At 66.3% G+C, this 21,142-nt stretch carries 20 protein-coding genes; 17 read left to right on the forward strand and 3 right to left on the reverse strand.

What is annotated here, in order from left to right; all coding sequences use genetic code 11:
* The first annotated feature begins 40 nt into the window (after positions 1–40).
* The 11 genes from A5651_RS04675 (at position 41) to A5651_RS04725 (ending at position 10,740) form a co-directional block, all read left to right on the forward strand.
* Positions 41–1,291 (forward strand): alkane 1-monooxygenase, encoded by a 1,251-nt coding sequence (locus tag A5651_RS04675; RefSeq protein ID WP_066976039.1) that lies wholly within the window; start codon positions 41–43, stop codon positions 1,289–1,291.
* The gene (locus A5651_RS04680) at positions 1,288–1,449 is read left to right on the forward strand and encodes a rubredoxin (protein ID WP_066976041.1); all 162 of its coding nucleotides are present in this window, start codon (positions 1,288–1,290) and stop codon (positions 1,447–1,449) included. The genes A5651_RS04675 and A5651_RS04680 overlap by 4 nt, the downstream gene beginning before the upstream one ends.
* Positions 1,450–1,547: 98 nt before the next feature.
* Positions 1,548–1,730 carry a rubredoxin gene (locus tag A5651_RS04685; protein ID WP_066976043.1) on the forward strand — a complete coding sequence of 61 codons (183 nt, stop codon included), beginning with the start codon at positions 1,548–1,550 and terminating at the stop codon, positions 1,728–1,730.
* Between the two features lie 17 nt (positions 1,731–1,747).
* Positions 1,748–2,365 (forward strand): TetR/AcrR family transcriptional regulator, encoded by a 618-nt coding sequence (locus A5651_RS04690; RefSeq protein WP_231988565.1) that lies wholly within the window; start codon positions 1,748–1,750, stop codon positions 2,363–2,365.
* A gap of 78 nt (positions 2,366–2,443) precedes the next feature.
* The gene (gene ahcY, locus A5651_RS04695) at positions 2,444–3,913 is read left to right on the forward strand and encodes an adenosylhomocysteinase (RefSeq protein WP_066976047.1); all 1,470 of its coding nucleotides are present in this window, start codon (positions 2,444–2,446) and stop codon (positions 3,911–3,913) included.
* A gap of 74 nt (positions 3,914–3,987) precedes the next feature.
* Positions 3,988–5,304: a lipase family protein gene (locus A5651_RS04700; RefSeq protein WP_082943589.1), complete on the forward strand. Its 1,317-nt coding sequence runs from the start codon at positions 3,988–3,990 to the stop codon at positions 5,302–5,304.
* A 38-nt stretch (positions 5,305–5,342) separates the two neighbouring features.
* Positions 5,343–5,975 carry a dTMP kinase gene (locus A5651_RS04705; protein WP_066976049.1) on the forward strand — a complete coding sequence of 211 codons (633 nt, stop codon included), beginning with the start codon at positions 5,343–5,345 and terminating at the stop codon, positions 5,973–5,975.
* Between the two features lie 60 nt (positions 5,976–6,035).
* Complete coding sequence (gene mtrA / locus A5651_RS04710) at positions 6,036–6,722, forward strand: two-component system response regulator MtrA (RefSeq protein WP_066976052.1); 687 nt, start codon at positions 6,036–6,038, stop codon at positions 6,720–6,722.
* 76 nt (positions 6,723–6,798) lie between these two features.
* Positions 6,799–8,466: an MtrAB system histidine kinase MtrB gene (mtrB, locus tag A5651_RS04715; RefSeq protein ID WP_066976054.1), complete on the forward strand. Its 1,668-nt coding sequence runs from the start codon at positions 6,799–6,801 to the stop codon at positions 8,464–8,466.
* Positions 8,467–8,474: 8 nt separating this feature from the next.
* On the forward strand, positions 8,475–10,220 hold the full coding sequence (lpqB, locus tag A5651_RS04720) for an MtrAB system accessory lipoprotein LpqB (RefSeq protein WP_197496544.1): 1,746 nt from the start codon (positions 8,475–8,477) through the stop codon (positions 10,218–10,220).
* 85 nt (positions 10,221–10,305) lie between these two features.
* Positions 10,306–10,740 carry a ubiquinol-cytochrome c reductase iron-sulfur subunit gene (locus A5651_RS04725; protein WP_066976058.1) on the forward strand — a complete coding sequence of 145 codons (435 nt, stop codon included), beginning with the start codon at positions 10,306–10,308 and terminating at the stop codon, positions 10,738–10,740.
* 17 nt (positions 10,741–10,757) lie between these two features.
* On the opposite strand, the gene A5651_RS04730 is transcribed toward A5651_RS04725, so the two are convergent.
* Positions 10,758–12,062: a DUF2252 domain-containing protein gene (locus A5651_RS04730; RefSeq protein ID WP_066976062.1), complete on the reverse strand. Its 1,305-nt coding sequence runs from the start codon at positions 12,060–12,062 to the stop codon at positions 10,758–10,760.
* Between the two features lie 133 nt (positions 12,063–12,195).
* Between A5651_RS04730 and A5651_RS04735 the strand changes: the two genes are divergently transcribed.
* The 3 genes from A5651_RS04735 (at position 12,196) to secA (ending at position 16,784) form a co-directional block, all read left to right on the forward strand.
* Positions 12,196–12,834: a ComF family protein gene (locus A5651_RS04735; protein ID WP_066976103.1), complete on the forward strand. Its 639-nt coding sequence runs from the start codon at positions 12,196–12,198 to the stop codon at positions 12,832–12,834.
* 354 nt (positions 12,835–13,188) lie between these two features.
* A complete protein-coding gene (hpf, locus tag A5651_RS04740; RefSeq protein WP_197496545.1) occupies positions 13,189–13,830 on the forward strand; it encodes a ribosome hibernation-promoting factor, HPF/YfiA family in 642 nt (213 codons plus the stop codon).
* 128 nt (positions 13,831–13,958) lie between these two features.
* The gene (secA, locus tag A5651_RS04745; protein WP_066976066.1) at positions 13,959–16,784 is read left to right on the forward strand and encodes a preprotein translocase subunit SecA; all 2,826 of its coding nucleotides are present in this window, start codon (positions 13,959–13,961) and stop codon (positions 16,782–16,784) included.
* Between the two features lie 30 nt (positions 16,785–16,814).
* Here secA and A5651_RS04750 read toward each other — a convergent pair whose 3' ends face one another.
* Together A5651_RS04750 and A5651_RS04755 are read right to left on the reverse strand one after the other, a co-directional pair.
* Positions 16,815–17,282, reverse strand: coding sequence for an SRPBCC family protein (locus A5651_RS04750; protein ID WP_156662610.1), 468 nt, complete (start codon positions 17,280–17,282; stop codon positions 16,815–16,817).
* A 14-nt stretch (positions 17,283–17,296) separates the two neighbouring features.
* Complete coding sequence (locus A5651_RS04755) at positions 17,297–17,806, reverse strand: Rv3235 family protein (protein ID WP_197496541.1); 510 nt, start codon at positions 17,804–17,806, stop codon at positions 17,297–17,299.
* 181 nt (positions 17,807–17,987) lie between these two features.
* Between A5651_RS04755 and A5651_RS04760 the strand changes: the two genes are divergently transcribed.
* The 3 genes from A5651_RS04760 to A5651_RS04770 are packed head-to-tail and all read left to right on the forward strand — an operon-like array spanning position 17,988 to position 21,114.
* On the forward strand, positions 17,988–19,397 hold the full coding sequence (locus tag A5651_RS04760; protein WP_066976071.1) for a wax ester/triacylglycerol synthase family O-acyltransferase: 1,410 nt from the start codon (positions 17,988–17,990) through the stop codon (positions 19,395–19,397).
* A gap of 45 nt (positions 19,398–19,442) precedes the next feature.
* On the forward strand, positions 19,443–19,919 hold the full coding sequence (locus A5651_RS04765; RefSeq protein WP_156662616.1) for a hypothetical protein: 477 nt from the start codon (positions 19,443–19,445) through the stop codon (positions 19,917–19,919).
* A gap of 52 nt (positions 19,920–19,971) precedes the next feature.
* Positions 19,972–21,114 (forward strand): ferredoxin reductase, encoded by a 1,143-nt coding sequence (locus tag A5651_RS04770; protein ID WP_066976075.1) that lies wholly within the window; start codon positions 19,972–19,974, stop codon positions 21,112–21,114.
* The last annotated feature ends 28 nt before the right edge of the window (positions 21,115–21,142 follow it).

The raw sequence follows: 21,142 nt of genomic DNA on the forward strand, positions 1-21,142 counted from the left end.
CAGCAGACAAATCAGCCTCTAGAGTAAAGCCGTCTAGGTGATGGCACTCACAGGAGGTTTGGCCGTGACAGCTCAACTGACGGCGATCGATGTTGACCAGTGGCGCGACAAGAAGCGCTATCTCTGGCTGATGGGGCTCATCGCCCCGACCTCGTTGTTCGTGATGCTGCCGCTGGTGTGGGCGTTCAACCAGGGGGGCTGGCATGCCGCCGCGCAGGTGCCGTTCTGGATCGGGCCGATCCTGCTCTACATCGTGCTGCCCGCGCTGGACCTGCGCTTCGGGCCGGACGGCCAGAACCCACCCGACGAGGTGATGGAGCGGCTGGAGAACGACAGGTACTACCGCTACTGCACCTACGTCTACATCCCGTTCCAGTACGCCAGCCTGATCCTGGGCGCCTACCTGTTCACCGCTGCAGACCTGAGCTGGCTCGGCTTCGACGGGGGACTGGGTTGGCCGGGCAAGATCGGACTTGCGCTGTCGGTGGGGGTGCTCGGAGGGGTGGGCATCAACACCGCCCACGAGATGGGCCATAAGAAGGACTCGCTGGAACGCTGGCTGAGCAAGGTCACGTTGGCCCAGACCTGCTATGGCCACTTCTACATCGAGCACAACCGCGGTCACCATGTGCGCGTTGCCACACCGGAGGATCCAGCGTCGGCCCGCTTCGGCGAGACGTTCTGGGAGTTCTTGCCGCGCAGCGTATTCGGCAGCCTGAAGTCCGCGTGGGAGCTGGAAGCCAAGCGGCTGGAGCGGAGTGGGCGCAGCACATGGGACCCAAGAACGTACTGGTCCAACGACGTGCTCAACGCGTGGGCGATGTCGGTGGTGCTCTACGGCGTGCTGATCGCCGTGTTCGGTCTAGCGCTCATCCCGTATGTCGTGATCTCCGCGGTGTTCGGCTTCACGTTGCTGGAGACCGTCAACTACCTCGAGCATTATGGCCTGCTGCGGCAGAAGACGCCGAACGGCCGCTACGAGCGCTGCGCCCCGGTGCACAGCTGGAATTCCGACCACATCGTCACCAACCTGTTCCTGTATCACCTGCAGCGGCACAGCGATCACCACGCCAACCCGACGCGGCGCTACCAGACGCTGCGCAGCATGGCCGGCGCGCCGAATCTACCCAGCGGCTACGCCTCGATGATCGCGCTGACGTACTTTCCGCCGCTGTGGCGCAAGGTGATGGATCACCGCGTGCTCGAACACTACGACGGCGACATCACGCGGGTGAACATTCATCCGCGGGTGCGCGACCGTGCGTTGTCCCAGCACGGGGCCTCAGTATGAGCGTCTACCGCTGCCCCGGCTGTGACTACGTCTACGACGAGGCCAAGGGTGCCCCGCGCGAGGGCTTCTCGGCTGGAACAGCATGGGATGAGATTCCTGACGACTGGTGCTGCCCGGACTGTGCCGTGCGCGAGAAAGTCGATTTCGAAGCCGTGTGAACCCGTTGACTGTGCGTCCACGGCGGCAAATTTCGAGTAGCCATGACCGTCTCTCCGGCGGCCCCGCGCCGCAGATCGAAACCGAGAAAGGAAACGCAATGACCGATTACAAGCTGTTCGTCTGCGTGCAGTGCGGATTCACCTACGACGAGGCCGAGGGCTGGCCGGAGGACGGCATCGCGCCGGGCACTCGGTGGGATGACATCCCCGACGACTGGAGCTGCCCGGACTGCGGCGCGGCCAAGTCCGATTTCGAGATGGTGGAGGTCGCGCGTTCGTGAGCGTTACCCTCGCGGCTGTGAGCGCACGCGTGGGGCGGATTCCGTATGCGGAGGCGTCGCGTGCGCTTTTGCGTGAGGCGATTCTCGACGGCATGCGGGATCTGCTCGTCGAACGCGACTGGTCCTCGATCACGCTGACCGACGTCGCCAAAGCGGCAGGCATCAGCAGGCAGACGATCTACAACGAGTTCGGCTCGCGGCAGGGCCTGGCGCAGGCGTACGCGATGCGGCTGGCCGACCGTCTCGTCGACGCCGTCGACAAGGCGATCGACGGCAACGTCGGCGACGTCTACGCCGCGTTTCTCGAAGGTTTCAGGGACTTCTTCGCCCAATCCGCCGCCGACCCGCTGGTGATCTCGTTGCTGACGGGCACCACCAAGCCCGACCTGCTGCAACTCATCACCACCGACAGCGGCCCGATCATCACCCATTGCTCGGCGAGGCTGACGTCGACGTTCACCCACAGCTGGATGCGCGCGAGCGACGAGGACTCCGGCGTGCTGGCCCGAGCCATCGTCCGCCTGGCGATGAGTTACGTGTCGATGCCGCCAGAAGCAGACCATGATGTCGCCGATGACCTGGCACGTCTCATGACGCCATTCGCCGAACGGTACGGTGTCATCGAGTCGACTTAGCCGTGGCTTGGAGTGGATAGGCCACGCGGGGCTAATGTGTAAACAAGCTAACTAATTGCGCGCGAGTGAAGGACAACCATGACGACGACTGAGCAGCGACTGACAGCGGACAGCCGCAACGGCATCGACTACAAGGTCGCAGACCTGTCCCTGGCGGACTTCGGCCGCAAGGAGATCCGCCTGGCCGAACACGAGATGCCGGGACTGATGGCCCTGCGCCGCGAATACGCCGACGTGCAGCCGCTCAAGGGCGCGCGCATCTCGGGTTCGCTGCACATGACGGTGCAGACCGCCGTGCTGATCGAGACCCTGGTCTCGCTGGGCGCCGAAGTGCGCTGGGCGTCCTGCAATATCTTCTCCACCCAGGACCACGCCGCCGCCGCGGTCGTCGTCGGCCCGCACGGAACACCCGAAGAGCCCAAGGGCACACCGGTATTCGCGTGGAAGGGCGAGACCCTCGAGGAGTACTGGTGGGCGGCTGAGCAGATGCTCACCTGGCCCGGTGAGCCGGCCAACATGATCCTCGACGACGGCGGCGACGCCACCATGATGGTGCTGCGCGGCGCACAGTACGAGAAGCAGGGCGTCGTGCCGCCCGCCGAGGATGACGATCCGGCCGAGTGGAAGGTGTTTCTCGGCGTGCTACGCGAGCGCTTCGAGACCGACAAGTCGAAGTGGACGAAGATCGCCGAGTCGGTCCAGGGTGTCACCGAGGAGACGACGACCGGTGTGCTGCGGCTCTACCAGTTCGCCGCCGCGGGTGAGCTCGCGTTCCCCGCGATCAACGTCAACGACTCGGTCACCAAGTCCAAGTTCGACAACAAATACGGCACTCGTCACTCGCTGATCGACGGCATCAACCGTGGCACCGACGTGCTGATCGGCGGAAAGAAGGTGCTGATCTGCGGCTACGGCGACGTCGGCAAGGGCTGCGCGGAGTCGCTGGCCGGTCAGGGCGCGCGGGTGCAGGTCACCGAGATCGACCCGATCAACGCGCTGCAAGCGCTGATGGACGGCTTCGACGTGGTCACCGTCGAGGACGCCATCGGCGGGGCCGACATCGTTGTCACCGCGACGGGCAACAAGGACATCATCACGCTCGAGCACATGAAGGCCATGAAGGACCAGGCCATCCTTGGCAACATCGGCCACTTCGACAACGAGATCGACATGGCCGCGCTCGAGCGGTCCGGCGCCAAGAAGCTGAACATCAAGCCGCAGGTCGACCAGTGGACGTTCGACGACGGCAAGTCGATCATCGTGCTGTCCGAGGGCCGGCTGCTGAACCTCGGCAATGCGACGGGCCACCCGTCGTTCGTGATGAGCAACAGCTTCAGCAACCAGGTGATCGCCCAGATCGAGCTGTGGACCAAGAACGACGAGTACGACAACGAGGTTTACCGGCTGGCCAAGCACCTCGATGAGAAGGTGGCGCGTATCCACGTGGAAGCACTGGGTGGCGCTCTCACTCGCCTCACCAAGGAGCAGGCGGAGTACATCGGCGTCGACGTCGAGGGCCCATACAAGGCGGACCACTACCGCTACTGATTCCACCGCGAAACTGCGGACAGATCGCGAACGGTTTCGCTCTGTCCGCAGTTTCGTCGTTATAGGGTCATCGCGTGGGTCGGGGAGTCGTCGGGGTTCTGCTTGCTCTGCTGCTGGTCGGCTCCATCGGGATCGCCCCGCCGGTCTTCGCCGACGATCCCACCAACGACGCGCACGATCCGTACTTCAACGAAGACGAATACCAGGAGTTCTACACACCGCCGGACCCGCTGCCGCCGGGTGCGCCCGGTGACCTGATCCGCACTGAGCCGTCGCGCCTAGTGCTCGAGCCGTCGGGCCAGCTCGGCATGATCATGGCCGACGCCACCCGAATCATGTACCGCAGCACTGATGTTCACGGCAATCCGATGGCGGTGACCGGTACCTACTTCGAGCCCTACAATGACTGGCCGGGCGGCGGTCCGCGCCCGTTGATCGTGTACGGGCCGGGCACCCAGGGCCAGGGCGACCAGTGCGCGCCGTCGCGCCAGTTCAACCAGGGCATCCACTGGCGGCCATTTCTGGATCTCGCGTTCAATTACGAGGAGTTGTTCGTCTCGACCATGGTCGCGCGCGGTTTCGCGATCGTGATGACGGATTACCAGGGCCTCGGTACGCCGGGCCTGCACACCTACGTCGGGCGCGTGCCGCAGGGCAACGCCATGCTGGACGCCGCACGCGCGGCCAAGAAGCTGCCCGGCACGTCGCTAAACCCCGAAGGGCCCATTGCGTTTTGGGGCTACTCGCAGGGCGGGGGAGCGGCGGCGTCAGCGGCTGAACTCGCGCCGTCGTATGCGCCGGAACTGAAGATCGTCGGCACCTACGCCGGGGCTCCGCCCGCCGATCTCAAGGAGCTCTTTCCCTACGCCGACGGCAGCGTACTCGTCGGAGCGGTCGGCTACGCGCTCAACTCGGTCATCACGGCCTACCCCGAGTACGCCGATGCGATCCGCTCGAAGCTCACTCCGCGCGGCGAGGACTTTCTGTTTAAGGTTCAGGACCAATGTGTCGCGGAGACGTTGACGAAGTTCATGTTCCGACACCTGCAGCCCTATTTCAACGACGACATCTACCGACTGGTCAACGAAGAACCGTTCAGCCACCTGTTCGACGAGCAGAAGATCGGCCGCTTCAAACCCAATGCGCCCGTGATGATTTTGAGCAACCGCTTCGACCCGTTGGTGCCGTGGACGGCGGCCAATCAGCTCGGTCGCGACTGGTGCGCCAAAGGCGCCGATGTGCAGTTCTGGACCAACGAGGAGCCGCCGTTCCTCAACAAGGCGATAGTCAACCACGCGCTGCCGATGCTGGTCGACGGGGAACGGGCCATGCAGTGGGTGGCCGACCGCTTCAACGGCGTGCCGACGACACCGAACTGCGGCGAATTCTGACGGCGGTTGGCCGCGATGTCACCCGATAGGCTCGCCGCGTGCTTATCGCAATCGAGGGAGTCGACGGTGCAGGCAAACGCACGCTGACCGGAGGTCTGCGGCGGGCGCTGGAGTCTCACGGCAAGACCGTCACCAGCCTGGCGTTCCCTCGCTACGGCCAGTCGGTGACGGCCGACATCGCCGCCGAAGCGCTGCACGGCGGGCACGGTGACCTCGCGACATCGGTCTACGCGATGGCGGTGCTGTTCGCGTTGGACCGCGCCAATGCACGCGATCAGATCAGCCGGCTGCAGGCCGACTATGACGTGGTGATCCTTGACCGTTACGTCGCATCCAACGCCGCCTACAGCGCCGCCCGTCTGCACCAGGGCGCCGACGGCGACGCGGTGGGCTGGGTCGGCGACCTCGAATACGGGCGGCTGCAGTTGCCCGCACCCGACTGGCAGGTGCTGCTCAACGTGCCCGCCGAACTGGCCGCCGAGCGTGCCGAACATCGCGCCAATACCGAGGCCGACCGCGCGAAGGACGTCTACGAGCGCGACGACGGCCTGCAGCGCCGCACCGGCGAGGTGTACGCCGGGCTGGCCGCCGCGCAGTGGGGCGGCCGCTGGTTCCTGGCGGGGCCCGACACCGACGGGGCGACCCTGGCCGCTGCCCTGCTCGGCGGCTAGCGGCGGGAAAAGCGAAACACCGGGCCGCCTACCGGGGTTTTCTCTCCATTCGGTGCCACCATGGTCTCTATGAGGCAAAGGATTCTGGTTGTCGACGACGACCCTTCGCTCGCGGAGATGCTGACGATCGTGCTGCGAGGTGAAGGGTTCGACACCGCAGTCATCGGTGACGGCACGCAGGCGCTCACCGCCGTGCGTGAGTTGCGGCCGGACCTGGTCCTGTTGGACCTGATGCTGCCCGGCATGAACGGGATCGACGTGTGCCGCGTGCTGCGCGCCGACTCCGGTGTGCCCATCGTCATGCTGACGGCCAAGACCGACACCGTCGACGTGGTGCTCGGCCTCGAGTCGGGTGCCGACGACTACGTGATGAAGCCCTTCAAGCCAAAGGAGCTGGTAGCACGCGTGCGCGCCCGGCTGCGCCGCAACGAAGACGAGCCCGCCGAGATGCTGTCGATTGCCGATGTCGACATCGATGTGCCCGCCCACAAGGTGACCCGGCAGGGTGAGCAGATTTCGCTGACACCACTGGAGTTCGACCTGCTGGTGGCGCTGGCACGCAAACCCCGGCAGGTGTTTACTCGTGATGTGCTTCTCGAACAGGTGTGGGGTTATCGCCACCCCGCGGACACCCGTTTGGTGAACGTGCATGTCCAACGTTTGCGGGCCAAGGTCGAGAAGGATCCTGAGAATCCGCAAGTCGTATTGACTGTTCGAGGAGTGGGATACAAGGCCGGACCGCCGTGAGCCTGCGCGGCTCGGCCGCGGTCGTGAGTTTTCACGGCCCAGCAGAGGGCGCGATCCGGACCGCTCGGCGGTCGCCGTGATCTTCGGCTCGAGGCGGCGCATTCGGGGTCGTTTCGGGCCTTCGGCACCACTGATACGCGGATTGGGTGCGCTGGGTCGAGCGTTGGGCCTGGCGTGGCGTCGCTCCCTGCAACTGCGGGTGGTTTCGCTGACCCTGGGGCTGTCCCTCGCGGTGATCCTGGTGCTGGGCTTCGTGCTGACCAGCCAGATCACCGACCGCATCCTCGAGGTCAAGGTCCGTGCGGCCACCGAGGAGATCGAACGGGCCCGCAACACCGTCAGCGGCATCGTTGGCGGCGAAGAAACCCGATCGCTCGACAGCAGCCTGCAGCTGGCCCGCAACACCCTGATCGACCGCAAGGCCGACGCCGGCGCGGGGCTTGCCGGTGCCTTCGACGCCGTCCTCGTCGTACCGGGCGACGGACCGCGCGCCGCGACCGCGGCAGGGCCCGTCGCGGAGATCCCCGGCTCGCTGCGCGACTTCGTCAAGGCTGGACAGGTCAGCTACCAGTACGCGACGGTGCACACCGACGGCTTCTCCGGACCCGCCCTGATCATCGGCAGCCCGACCTCGTCACCGGTCACCAATCTCGAGCTGTACCTCGTTTTCCCGCTGAACAACGAGGAAAGCACCATCACCCTGGTGCGCGGCACAATGCTGACCGGCGGCGTGGTACTGCTACTCATGCTCGCCGCCATCGCCCTGATCGTCGCGCGCCAGATCGTGCTTCCGGTGCGCTCGGCGTCGCGGATCGCCGAACGCTTCGCCGAGGGGCACCTCGCCGAGCGGATGCCGGTGCGCGGCGAGGATGACATGGCCCGCCTGGCGGTGTCGTTCAACGACATGGCCGAAAGCCTGTCGCGTCAGATCACCCAACTCGAAGAGTTCGGCAACCTGCAGCGCCGCTTCACCTCCGACGTGAGCCACGAGTTGCGCACGCCGCTGACCACCGTGCGCATGGCAGCCGACCTGATCCACGACCACATCCATAATTCCGGGGACGACCTCGACCCCGCGCTGCGACGATCGACCGAACTGCTGGTCGCCGAACTCGACCGGTTCGAAATGCTGCTCAACGATCTGCTCGAAATCTCCCGGCACGACGCCGGTGTCGCCGAGCTGTCGGTGGAAGCAGTCGATCTACGCAACACCGTGCAGAGCGCGCTGGACAACGTCGGACACCTCGCGGGAGACGCCCAGGTTGACCTGATCGTCGACATGCCGAACGAGGAAGTCATCGCCGAGGTGGATCCGCGCCGCGTCGAGCGCATCCTGCGCAACCTCATCGCCAACGCCATCGACCACGCCGAGCGCAAGCCGGTGCGGATCAGGATGGGCGTCGACGAAGACACGGTCGCCGTCACCATCCGCGACTACGGCGTGGGGTTGCGGCCCGGCGAGGAGAAGCTGGTATTCAGCAGATTCTGGCGCTCCGACCCGTCGCGGGTCCGTCGCTCCGGCGGCACGGGGCTCGGGCTCGCGATCAGCATCGAGGACGCCCGGCTGCACCAGGGTCGGCTCGAAGCGTGGGGCGAGCCCGGCAAGGGCGCCTGCTTCCGCCTCACCCTTCCACTGGTGCGCGGCCACAAGGTGACCACCAGTCCGCTGCCGTTGAAACCCGTTGGCCGCGAGCGTAAGCGGCGCTCAGCGAACCACCGCGAGCCGGCGGGAGAAAGCGTGTGAAGGCCCTCATCGCGGGCGCAGCGGCATGCGCGATCGTGTTGGCGGGTTGCGCCGGGGTGCCCAGTTCATCGGCGCCACAGGCCATCGGGACCGTCGACCGCCCGGCGCCGCCGAGCCTGCCCAAGCCCACACCGGGCATGGATCCCGACGTTCTGCTGCGCGAATTCATCAAGGCGACCGCCGATCCGTCCAACCGCCACCTGGCCGCCCGCCAGTTCCTCACCGAGTCGGCGTCCAACGGCTGGGACGACGCCGGCAGTGCATTGCTGATCGACCGCGTCGTTTTCGTCGAAACCCGCGGGCCCGAGCGGGTTTCGGTCGCCATGCACGCAGACATTCTTGGCTCGCTGTCGGATATGGGCGTGTTCGAGACGGGGGAGGGCGCGCTGCCCGACCAGCCGCCGATCGAGTTGGTGAAGACCGCGGACGGGTGGCGCATCGATCGGCTGCCCAACGGTGTGTTCCTCGACTGGCAACAGTTTCAGGAGACCTACAAACGCAACACCCTGTACTTCGCCGATCCGACCGGCAAGACCGTCGTCCCCGATCCGCGCTATGTCGCGGTGTCCGATCCCGACCAGCTGGCCACCGAACTTGTCACCAAGCTGATTGCCGGTCCACGCCCCGAGATGGCGAACACCGTGCGCAACCTGCTTGGCCCGCCGCTGCGCCTGCGTGGACCGGTTACCCGCGCCGACGGCGGCAAGATGGGCGTCGGCCGCGGTTACGGCGGCGCGCGCATCGACCTGGAGAACCTGTCCACCACCGACCCGCACAGCCGGCAACTGCTTGCCGCGCAGATCATTTGGACCCTGTCGCGCGCCGGCGTCAACGGTCCGTACGTCATCAACGCTGACGGCGCAGCCCTCGAGGACCGGTTCGCGGACGGCTGGCAGACGTCCGACGTCGCCGCCACTGATCCAGGCGCCGCCGACGGCGCCGCCGCGGGACTGCACGCGCTGGTCAACGGCTCGCTGGTGGCACTCGACGGGCAAGAGGCGCCGCATGTGCCGGGGCCGTTCGGTGCGACGCCCAACCAGACCGGTGCAGCCGTGTCGCGCAGCGGGCAGGACGCGGCGTCGGTGGTGACGCTGAACGCGGGCGCACCGAACATGGCGGCGTCGCTGTGGGTCGGCCCGATAGGCGGAAATCCCTTGCAGGCCATGGACGGTCGCTCGCTGTCGCGGCCGACGTGGGCGCTCGACGATGCGGTGTGGGTGGTGGTCGACGGCAACAACGTCGTGCGCACTGTCCAGGATGCGTCCGGGCAGCCGGGCCGCATACCGGTGGACACGACGGCGGTGTCGACACGGTTCCCGGGGGCTATCGCCGAGCTGCAGCTCTCCCGCGACGGCACCCGCGCGGCCATGGTGATCGAGGGTCAGGTGGTGCTGGCCAGCGTCGAGCAGACGCCCGGCGGCGGTTACGCGCTGACCTATCCGCGCCGGCTTGGCTTTGGGCTGAAGAACACCGTGGTGTCGCTGGCCTGGCGCACCGGTGACGACATCGTGGTCAGCCGCACCGACCCGCAGCATCCGGTGTCCTATGTCAACCTCGACGGCGTGAACTCCGACGGCCCGAGCCGCAACCTGGCGATGCCGGTCGGGGCCGTCGCGGCGAACCCGTCGACGGTCTATGTGGCCGACGCACGCGGTGTGCTGCAGCTGTCCGGTTCGGCGGCCGAGAACGATCCGCGCTGGCTCGAGGTGCGCCCGCTCATGACACCTGGTGCGATCCCTGTACTTCCGGGTTGAGCTGAGCTGTTTCGTCGGTTGCGCAGACAAATCACCGTTGATGGCATTTGCTATCTGACAGCTCAGCCCGCCGAAAGGATTCGCAATGCTCTTCGATGACGTTCAGGTGCCACGACAGCAGGTGATCCGGGGCGCAGGCCTCGTGCTGACCGCCGGTGCGCTCGCCGCATGCGGCAACGACAAGGGCGAGCAGGCGCCAGCGGCGAGCAGCGAGCCATCGCCGACCTCGGCTTCGGCGCCGGACGGCGCGATCGCCAAGAAATCGGAAGTGCCGGTCGGTTCGGGGGTGATCGTCGACGACGTCGTCGTGACGCAGCCCGCCGCGGGCGAATTCAAGGCGTTCTCGACGACCTGCACCCACAAGGGGTGTGCGGTCAACACGGTCGCCGACGGCACGATCAACTGTCCGTGTCACGGCAGCAAGTTCAACCTCGATGGGACGGTCGCCAACGGGCCCGCGACGTTGCCGCTGAAGGCCAAAAACATCTCGGTCGAGGGCGACTCGATCGTCCTGGTCTGAGCGTCCATCAGGTTTTCTCAGCTGGAGCTGACGCCGGGGATCCTTCCCTCGCGGAAAGCCTCCACGAAGTGCCGGTGGTCATCGCGCACGGTGTTGGCGTAATCGAGGCCGAAGTCCACTATGTCTGAGACGAATTCGTCGTCGTGGTCGCCGATCAACTCGGCGATGGCGTCCTCGGTCTGAAAGCTCACCAACTCCTGATCACTGTCGGCATCGCCGACGCAATGCACCTTGGCCACCGCCCTGCCGAGCTGCTCGATCACCTCGTTGAGTTCGTCAGGCTCGGTCAGCTCGCTCCAGTCGAGGTCGGCTTCGTAGGGCGACAGCTCGGCCACCACGAAACCGGTGCCGTCGATTTCGGTGTACCCCAGCAGTGGGTCGGCGTGGGCCTGCAACGCTCGCTGCGACACCGCCGTGCGGTGGCCGTGATGTTTGAAGTATTTGTGCACCGCGTCGTCGTCGACGACGCGGCTCGGCGCGGCCACGTTGCCCTGCTTCATCGACAACACGATGTCGTTGTCCAGCGCCTGGTTGAAGCCTTCGATCAGCACGTTGTAGCTCGGTAACCCGGCGCTGCCTATCCCGAAACCCGTTCTGCCGACGATGTCTTTGACGTCATAGGCGACCTCGCGGAAGCGCTTCGACTTCGGGATGGAGTTCTGGTAGGCCTCGAACGCCGCGTTGACCTTGTCATACTCGTCTTGATCCAGCCTGCGCACACCGGCGGTCTCGCGGAACCGGCGGTCCGACTCGTCGACGCGCGTCATCCGGTCGAGCATCTCGAAGCGCGTCGACAGTCGAGCCTCCTGCAGCGCGGCGTGCACCGCGCCCCGGCCAGTGCCAAGGTTCAACGAGAACGACGAATCGTCGTCGGTCTGCCGGAACCATCGGACCTGATCCAGATACGATCGCACAAACGTCTCGCCCAACTCGTGAATCACGCTGTCTGACAGGGCTTTCTGCCAGCACAGAAGCGCCACACTGGCGGCGAACCGCTGCAGGTCCCAAGTGAAGTGCCCGACGAAGGCCTCGTCGAAATCGTTGACGTCGAAGATCAGCACGCCGGAGCCGTCCATGTACGTGCCGAAGTTCTCCGCATGCAAATCGCCCTGGATCCAGACTCGACTCGTGCGGTCGTCGGCCCAGCGGTCGTCTCGACCGGCCACGTCGGCGTAGAACACGCATGCGCTGCCGCGGTAGAACGCGAACGGGTCGGCGGCCATCTTGCGGAATTTGGCGCGAAACGCGTCGGGATCGGCCTCCATCAGGTGGGCGAACGCATCCACGAGGCAATCGACGATGAACGACTCGCGATCGGGCATTCACAGGGAGTACCCAGACATTGGTTCGCCGAAAGGTTTCGTCGAGGGCGATCGAACGACCCTGGCGCCGACATCGGCGAGGGGCTGGGGCGAGCGACCCACGATGTCACCGCCCACCGCGACACTGGGCGGCGTGTTAGACCTGGTGCTTCCGCTGGAGTGCGGCGGCTGCGGCGCAGCGTCGATCCGCTGGTGTGACGCCTGCGCCCACCAGCTACGGGTCCGGCCCGACGAACCGCACGTCATCACCCCTCGGGTCGACCCGGGCGCGCCGGTGTTTTCGCTCGGGCGCTATGCGGGCGCGCGCCGTAACACCATCGTCGCCGTCAAAGAGCATGGCCGCGGCGACCTGATAGGGCCGTTGGCCGGCGTGCTACGTGACGGGCTACGGCGCCTGCTCGTCTGGGGCGTGGTGGCCGCGCCGCTGACGGTGGTGCCCGCGCCCACCCGTCGCCGCGCCGCCCGCAGGCGCGGCGGTGATCCGGTTGCCCGGATGGCGCTCGCGGCCACCGCCGGCGCCGCGGGGGTGACGGTCGTCGGGGCGCTGCGGATGACCGCGATGGTGCGCGACTCTGTCGGGTTGTCGAGCGCCGCGCGGCAGCGCAACATCGCCGAGCGAGTGCGGTTGACCGTTGCCCCGGATCGCCTCACGGGCGACGTGGTGATCGTCGACGACATCGTGACCACGGGCGCGACGGCCTGCGAGTCGGTCCGTGTCCTGCAAGCGTCGGGCGCGCGGGTGGTCGCCGTGCTCGCACTCGCGAACGCGTGATGTCTCCCTGACGGGTCGGCCAATTTCCCGTAGATCAAACCCACGTGAAGAACTGAAAACAGGTGCACCAAATTACTGGCACGACCGGGTGAACAGGGACTACGTTGGGGCCAACATCCGTGAACGCCTCACGGCGGCGCTGAGTCACAAGCGCCAACCAATCGCCTAGCGGTAGGGGGTGAGTATTCGACACCTTGCACCGGTGAGCGGCGAAACAAACGTGTGCCCCGTCGGTGCAGCTTTGCCCACGAAGGCACGTGCGCACGCGAGCAAGAAAATCGCAGTGCGCGTGCGACGCGAGACAGAAACGAGTCGCCAAGCATGTCAATCCGTTCCATGGAATCAGACCGCTCGATGATCGTCGACGAGGACAAGCCCGCGCCCGAGCCTTCGGCCGAGGTCGTCGTCAAGGGCCGCAACGTCGAGATCCCCGACCACTTCCGCATCTATGTCTCCGAAAAGCTCGCCCGTCTCGAGCGGTTAGACCGCAGCATCTACCTCTTCGATGTCGAACTCGACCATGAGCGCAACCGGCGCCAGCGCAAGAATTGTCAGCACGTGGAGATCACCGCGCGTGGCCGCGGACCGGTCGTGCGGGGCGAGGCGTGCGCCGACAGCTTCTATGCCGCCTTCGAAGCGGCGGTCAGCAAACTCGAAAATCGGCTACGGCGCAGCAAGGACCGGCGCAAGGTGCATTACGGCGACAAGACCCCGGTGTCGCTGGCCGAGGCCACCAAAATCTCAGCCCCCGAGGCATTCGCGCCGACCGGTGCGACCGAGGACAAGGTGCCCAACGACGGCGTCGAGATCCACGAACCCGGCCAGATCGTCCGCACCAAGGAACACCCCGCCAAGCCGATGACCGTCGACGACGCGCTCTATGAAATGGAGCTGGTGGGCCACGACTTCTTCTTGTTTCACGACAAAGACAGCGACAAGCCGTGCGTCGTCTACCGCAGGCACGCCTACGACTACGGCCTGATTCGGCTCGCCTGAGCCGGGGAGCCTGATTCGGCTCGCCTGACCTGGTCTGATCGCATTTCACCAGCCAGTTCGGCGGGTCACCTAGGATGGACCGGAGTCTCATAGGGGACGGGATCCATCAACCCACAGGGGAAATTAGCGTGCTCGATAAGTTGCTGCGGTTCGGCGAAGGCCGCATGGTCAAGCGCCTCAAGCGGGTGGCCGACTATGTCAACACCTTGTCCGACGACGTCGAGAAGCTCTCCGACGCCGAACTGCGTGCCAAGACCGACGAGTTCAAGAAGCGCTACGCCGACGGGGAAGATCTCGACGACCTGATGCCGGAGGCCTTCGCGGTGGCTCGCGAGGCCGCCTGGCGCGTGCTCGATCAGCGTCCCTACGACGTCCAGGTCATGGGCGCGGCCGCCCTGCACTTCGGCAACGTGGCCGAGATGAAGACCGGTGAGGGCAAGACCCTGACCTGTGTGCTGCCCGCCTACCTCAACGCCCTGTCCGGAAAGGGCGTCCACGTCGTCACCGTCAACGACTACCTGGCCAAACGCGACAGCGAGTGGATGGGACGCGTGCACCGTTTCCTCGGCCTCGAGGTCGGCGTCATCCTGGCCCAGATGACGCCCGATGAGCGTCGCATCTCCTACAACGCCGACATCACCTATGGCACCAACAACGAGTTCGGCTTCGACTACCTGCGCGACAACATGGCCCACTCGGTCGACGACATGGTGCAGCGCGGCCACGCCTACGCCATCGTCGACGAGGTCGACTCGATCCTGATCGACGAGGCCCGCACGCCGCTGATCATCTCGGGCCCCGCCGACGGCTCCTCGCACTGGTACACCGAGTTCGCCAGGCTGGCCCCGCTGATGGAGAAGGACAAGCACTACGAGGTCGACCTCCGCAAGCGCACCATCGGTGTCAGCGAGCTGGGCGTCGAGTTCGTCGAGGACCAGCTCGGCATCGACAACCTCTACGAGGCCGCGAATTCGCCGCTGGTGAGTTACCTCAACAACGCGATCAAGGCCAAAGAGCTGTTCATGCGCGACAAGGACTACATCGTGCGCAACGGCGAGGTCCTGATCGTCGACGAGTTCACCGGCCGAGTGCTTGTGGGCCGGCGCTACAACGAGGGCATGCACCAGGCCATCGAGGCCAAAGAGGGCGTGGAGATCAAGGCCGAGAACCAGACGCTGGCCACCATCACGCTGCAGAACTATTTCCGGCTCTACGACAAGCTCGCCGGCATGACCGGTACCGCTCAGACCGAGGCGGCCGAGCTGCACGAGATCTACAAGCTCGGCGTGGTGCCGATCCCCACCAACAAGCCGATGATCCGCGCCGACCAGTCCGACCTGATCTACAAGACCGAAGAGGCCAAGTACATCGCTGTCGTCGACGACGTCACCGAGCGCTATGAGAAGGGCCAGCCGGTGCTGATCGGCACCACCAGCGTCGAGCGGTCGGAGTACCTGTCGCGGCAGTTCCAGAAGCGCCGCATCCCGCACAACGTGCTCAACGCCAAGTACCACGAGCAGGAGGCCGGCATCATCGCCGAGGCCGGCAGGCGCGGCGCGATCACGGTGGCCACCAACATGGCCGGCCGCGGCACCGACATCGTGCTCGGCGGCAACGTCGACTTCCTCACCGACAAGCGGCTGCGTGAGCAGGGCCTCGACCCCGTCGAAACGCCCGACGAGTACGAGGGCGCCTGGCACGACCTGCGGGCGCAGGTCAAAGAGGAAGCAGCGGCGGAGGCCGAAGAGGTCATCGCCGCGGGCGGTCTGTACGTGCTCGGCACCGAACGCCACGAGTCGCGTCGCATCGACAATCAGCTGCGTGGCCGCTCGGGCCGCCAGGGTGACCCCGGCGAGTCCCGGTTCTACCTCTCGCTGGCCGACGAGCTCATGCGGCGATTCAACGGCGCCGCGCTCGAGTCGCTGCTGACCCGGTTGAGCCTGCCCGACGACGTGCCGATCGAGGCGAAGATGGTCACCAGGGCCATCAAGAGCGCGCAAACGCAGGTCGAGCAGCAGAACTTCGAAATCCGCAAGTACGTGCTGAAGTACGACGAAGTGATGAACGAGCAGCGCAAGGTCATCTACGCCGAGCGCCGCCGCATCCTGGAGGGCGAGAACCTCAAGGAGCAGGCGCACGCCATGCTCGTCGACGTCATCACCGCCTACGTCGATGGCGCTACCGTCGAGGGCTACGCCGAGGACTGGGATCTCGAGACGCTGTGGACCGCGCTGCGGACGCTCTACCCGGTCAGCATCGATCACCACGACCTCATCGACTCCGACGCGATTGGCGAGCCGGGCGAGCTGACGCGCGAGGAACTGCTCGACGCCCTGATCGCCGACGCTGAACGCGCGTATGCGGAGCGGGAGAAGCAGCTCGAGGAGCTCGCCGGTGAAGGCGCGATGCGCCAGCTCGAACGCAACGTGCTGCTCAACGTCATCGACCGCAAATGGCGCGAGCACCTCTATGAGATGGACTACCTCAAGGAAGGCATCAACCTGCGCGCCTTCGCGCAGAAGGATCCCGTCGTGGAGTACCAGCGCGAGGGCTACGACATGTTCCGGGGCATGCTCGACGCGATGAAGGAGGAGGCCGTCGGCTTCCTCTTCAACGTCACCGTCGAGGCCGCGCCGCCACAACCCGCACAGCAGGTAGCGCCCGTCGCCGCACCATCCGGACTTGCCGAGTTCGCCGAGCAGGCCGCCGCGCAGTCGAAGGAAGGCGCCGTCGCGACCAAGGAGCGTCAGCCCGCTCCGGCGTTGCACGCCAAGGGAATTGAGGATCAGGCTCCACCGCTGACCTACACCGGGCCCTCCGAAGACGGCTCAGCACAGGTGCAGCGTCAGAGCGGCAACGGTGGCGGTCACGGGACTGGTCGTCAGTCGGCACCGAGCCGTCGAGAGCGACGCGAAGCCGCTCGGCGTCAGGCCAAGGCCGCCAAGAAGGGCTAGCCACCCGGGGCGCGAGCCTCCCGGGGCTGGTCAACCTTTTTCGACGAGGGCGGCGATGCGCGCCAGCGTCGCACGCATCCCGTTCTCGGCCTGCCGCGCCATCGAGCCCATCTTCAACATCAGCCGCTGGCGGTCCTGCGACACATCCCATGTCTCGCGAACCAGCGTCCCGCCCTCGGTGGGGATGAGCTCGTAGCGCCAGATGCGGCCGCCGATGAGACCGCCCAATGCAGTGGGTTGCCAGGCGATGCGGCGATCGGGCTCGAACTCGATCACCTTGTTGTTCATCGTGTACGGCAGATACAGCGTCTCGGGCCGGCCCCGCATCCGCATCGAGAACGTGGTGCCCAGTTCCAGCGGGATGGACTCGGACGTGGTGTGATCCACCGTCCCCGACCCGTCGAAGCTGGCATGGCAACCGGCGTCTGCCAGCAACGCGAAGATCTCGCGCGCGGGCGCGTTGATGACACGCTCCACGCTGACGCTGTCTGACTGCACCGGCTCATTATCCGTTATCCGACGTGCAGGGCCACCATGCGCCATCGGCCCTCGCAGGCTTCGATGCGGCCCGCGATGGCCCGCACGCGGCAGCCACGGCTATAAGTCGCAAACACCTCGGCGGCGATCGGTTCCCGCTCGTCGACCGCAGCGGTGCGCAGCCGCACCCGCCGCAACATGGCTGCCTTGTCATCGCCACCGGTTCTGGTCAGCGTGAAGACGATGTCCAGGACCGCCGGCGTCAGCAGCGGTCGCAGCTGCGCGATGGGTCTGCGCCGGTCGATCACCTCGAGCACGCGACGGAGGGCGGCGTCGGCGAACTTCGCCGCGGCTGGAGGCGGCGCAGCCGGGGCGGCAACGTGTGGCGCCGCACGCTCGACGGGCCGTGGCGGCCTCGGCGCCCGGTGCAGCACCGCAGGGGAGGGACACGGCGGCTGACCGACGAGGTCGAACGGCGGCGGTTCGTAGTCGACGACGGGCGCGGTGAGCGCGCCAGGCTCGAAGCGGTCATGCGATGCGGTCACGACACTCTCCAGCGATCGTCACGGGCAGCGGAAGCGTCTGCTGGAGAGGAACAGACGATTCCATGATCCCACGGTTCGCGCGCCCGACATGCACCCGTGATGCGGACATACAGAATCGCCGGTTACCGTGGCGGGGTTCGGCGAGGGTTGACACAGATTTCAGGGGAGGGGTCGCCCGCACATGGTGAGCAGGTTGTCGGCGTCTGACGCGGCGTTTTTCGGCCTGGAGGACTCATCGACGCCGATGTATGTCTCGTCGCTGTCCATCCTCCGCAAGCCCCGCAACGGTCTGAGCTACGAGACGCTGCTGGAGACCGTGGAACAGCGGTTGCCGCAGATTCCGCGCTACCGGCAGAAGGTGCGGGAGGTGACGCTGGGCCTGGCGCGGCCGGTGTGGATCGACGACCGCGACTTCGACATCACCTACCACGTCCGCAGATCGGCGCTGCCGTCTCCGGGCAGCGACGCGCAACTGCACGAGCTGGTGGCGCGGCTGGGCTCGCGAGCCCTGGACAAAACGCGGCCGCTGTGGGAGATGTACCTCGTCGAGGGGCTGGCCCGCAACCGGCTGGCTATCTACACCAAGTCGCATCAGGCGCTGGTCAACGGCATGACCGCGGTCGAGATCGGCCATGTCATCGCCGACCGGACACCGAAGCCGCCACCGTTCGGCGAGGATATCTGGATCCCAGCCCGCGAGCCCAGCGATGCCGCGCTGGTGGCCGGCGCCATCGGGGAGTGGATCGCGCGTCCCGGTACACAGCTGGCCACCGTCCGGTCCGCGGTTACGGAGCTGGCCACCAACTCGGGGCAGCTGCTGGAGGTCGGTCGCCGCGTTACCGCTGCGGCCAGGACGCTGGTCCGGGGTACGGCGCCGTCGAGCCCGTTGAACAGAAAGATCTCGCGCAACCGGCGGTTCACGGTGGCCAGCGCGAAGCTGGAGGACTACCGCAACCTGCGCGCCAGATACGACTGCGATGTCAACGACGTGGTGCTCGCCGTCATCACCGGTGCACTTCGCAATTGGCTGCTCTCGCGCGGCGAGCCCGTCTCGTCGACGACGACCGTGCGGGCGATGGCGCCGATGTCGGTCTACCCCGAAGAGGAACTGGAATCCTCGGGTCCGGGCCAGGCCATCAGCGAGGTGTCGCCGTTTCTGGTCGACCTTCCTGTGGGCGAGGGAAACGCGGTGGTGCGCCTGTCCCAGATCGCCCACATGACGGAGACACACCCGACTGCGGCCAGCCTGGTCGACGCCAGGACCATCGTCACCCTGTCGGGCTTCGCGCCACCGACGTTGCACGCCATGGGAATTCGCGTGGCGACTACGTTCCCGGCGCGCCAGTTCAATCTGTTGATCACAAACGTGCCCGGCGCCCAGAAGCAGATGTACATCGCCGGCACCAAGCTGCTCGAGACCTACGCGGTGCCGCCGCTGCTGCACAACCAGGTGCTGGCCATCGGCGTCACGTCCTACAACGGCATGCTGTATTTCGGCATCAATGCCGACCGCGAGGCGATGAGCGATGTCGACGTGCTGCCGTCCCTGCTGCAGGAGTCGCTCGACGAACTGCTGGAAGCGGCGCAGTAACGCTAACCTCGCGGGGTGCGTGTCTATGTGCCTGCGACCCTGGCGATGCTGCAGCGGCTTGTCGCCGACCGGTCGATGAGCGCCGTCAACGGCACGGCCTTCGCGGTGACACCCGCGCTGCGGGAGTCCTATTCAGAAGGCGATGAGGACGAATTGGCCGACGTCGCCCTCCGTGAGGCCGCGTTGGCCTCGTTGCGGCTGCTGGCCGGCGCGGCCGACGAGGGTGACGGCGGGCTTCCGCCGCGGCGCGCGGTGCTGGTCGCCGAGGTCAACGACGCGACGCCGCGACCGGATCTGGACGACGCCGTGGTGCGGCTGGCGGGGCCGGTGGCGTTCGACAACCTGGTCGCCGCATACATCGACAACCAATCCGCGGAGCAAGCAGTGCTCTCTGCCATCGACGTCATCGACGAGGCTGATCTGGGCGACGAGGATGCCGAACTGACTGTCGGCGACGCGCAGGACCACGACCTCGCCTGGTACGCCACGCAGGAGCTGCCGTTCCTGCTGGAACTGCTGTGATCCGCACAACTGGGGTGGATACGGGACCGTAGGTTACGGTACCGTAGGTCGCGTGGCCAAGAACTCCATCAAAGTCTCGGCCAATGTCGCCGACACGGTGCGACCCAAAGTGGCCGGCGCCAGCGCGCACCCCGGCTGGAATGCCCTGCGTGCCATCGCAGGTCGCATCACCACGCCGCTGCTGCCCGACGACTACCTGAAACTGGCCAACCCGCTGTGGTCGGCGCGCGAACTGCGGGGCCGGGTGGTCGAGGTACGTCGCGAGACCGTCGATTCCGCCACGCTGGTGATCAAGCCCGGCTGGGGCTTCTCGTTCGACTATGAGCCCGGCCAGTACATCGGCATCGGACTGCTGGTGGACGGTCGTTGGCGGTGGCGGTCGTACTCCCTGACATCCACCCCGGCGAAATCGGGCCGACCCCGCACCATCACGATCACGGTGAAGGCAATGCCTGAGGGTTTCCTGTCGACGCACCTGGTGGGAGGCGTCGCGCCAGGCACGGTCGTGCGCCTGGCAGCGCCCCAGGGCAACTTCGTCATGCCCGATCCGGCGCCCGCGTCGGTCTTGTTCATCACCGGAGGCTCCGGGATCACCCCTGTGATGTCGATGCTGCGTACGCTGTCGCGGCGCGACCAGATCACCGACATCGTGCACCTGCATTCCGCACCAACGGAATCGGATGTATTGTTCGCCGCCGAGCTGGCCGCCCTTCAGCGCAGTCATCCCGGTTACCGATTGCGGGTGCGCGCAACGCGCCAGCAGGGGCGGCTCGATGTGCAACGCATCGGCGACGAGGTGCCCGACTGGCGCGAGCGGCAGACGTGGGCGTGCGGGCCGGAGGGCATGCTCACCGCAGCGGAGCACACCTGGTCGGCGGCTGGGATCGACGAGCGGTTGCATCTGGAGCGCTTCGCTGCTTCGCGGGCGCCCCTACGTGGGCGTGGAGGCACGGTTGAATTCGCTCGCAGCGGGAAGACCGTGGCGGTGGATGCCGCCACTCCGTTGATGGACGCCGGCGAACGAGTCGGAATCAGGATGCCTTTCGGGTGCCGGATGGGCATCTGTCAGTCCTGCGTCGTCGGCCTCCTGGACGGCCATGTACGCGATCTTCGGTCGGGCGTAGAGCACGAGCCTGGCAGCCGGGTCCAGACCTGCATTTCCGCAGCGTCCGGCGATTGTGTGCTCGACGTCTGAGCTTTGGAAATTTTTCACCTACGAGCCA

The sequence above is a fragment of the Mycobacterium sp. 1274761.0 genome (assembly GCF_001668615.1).
GTDB lineage: Bacteria > Actinomycetota > Actinomycetes > Mycobacteriales > Mycobacteriaceae > Mycobacterium.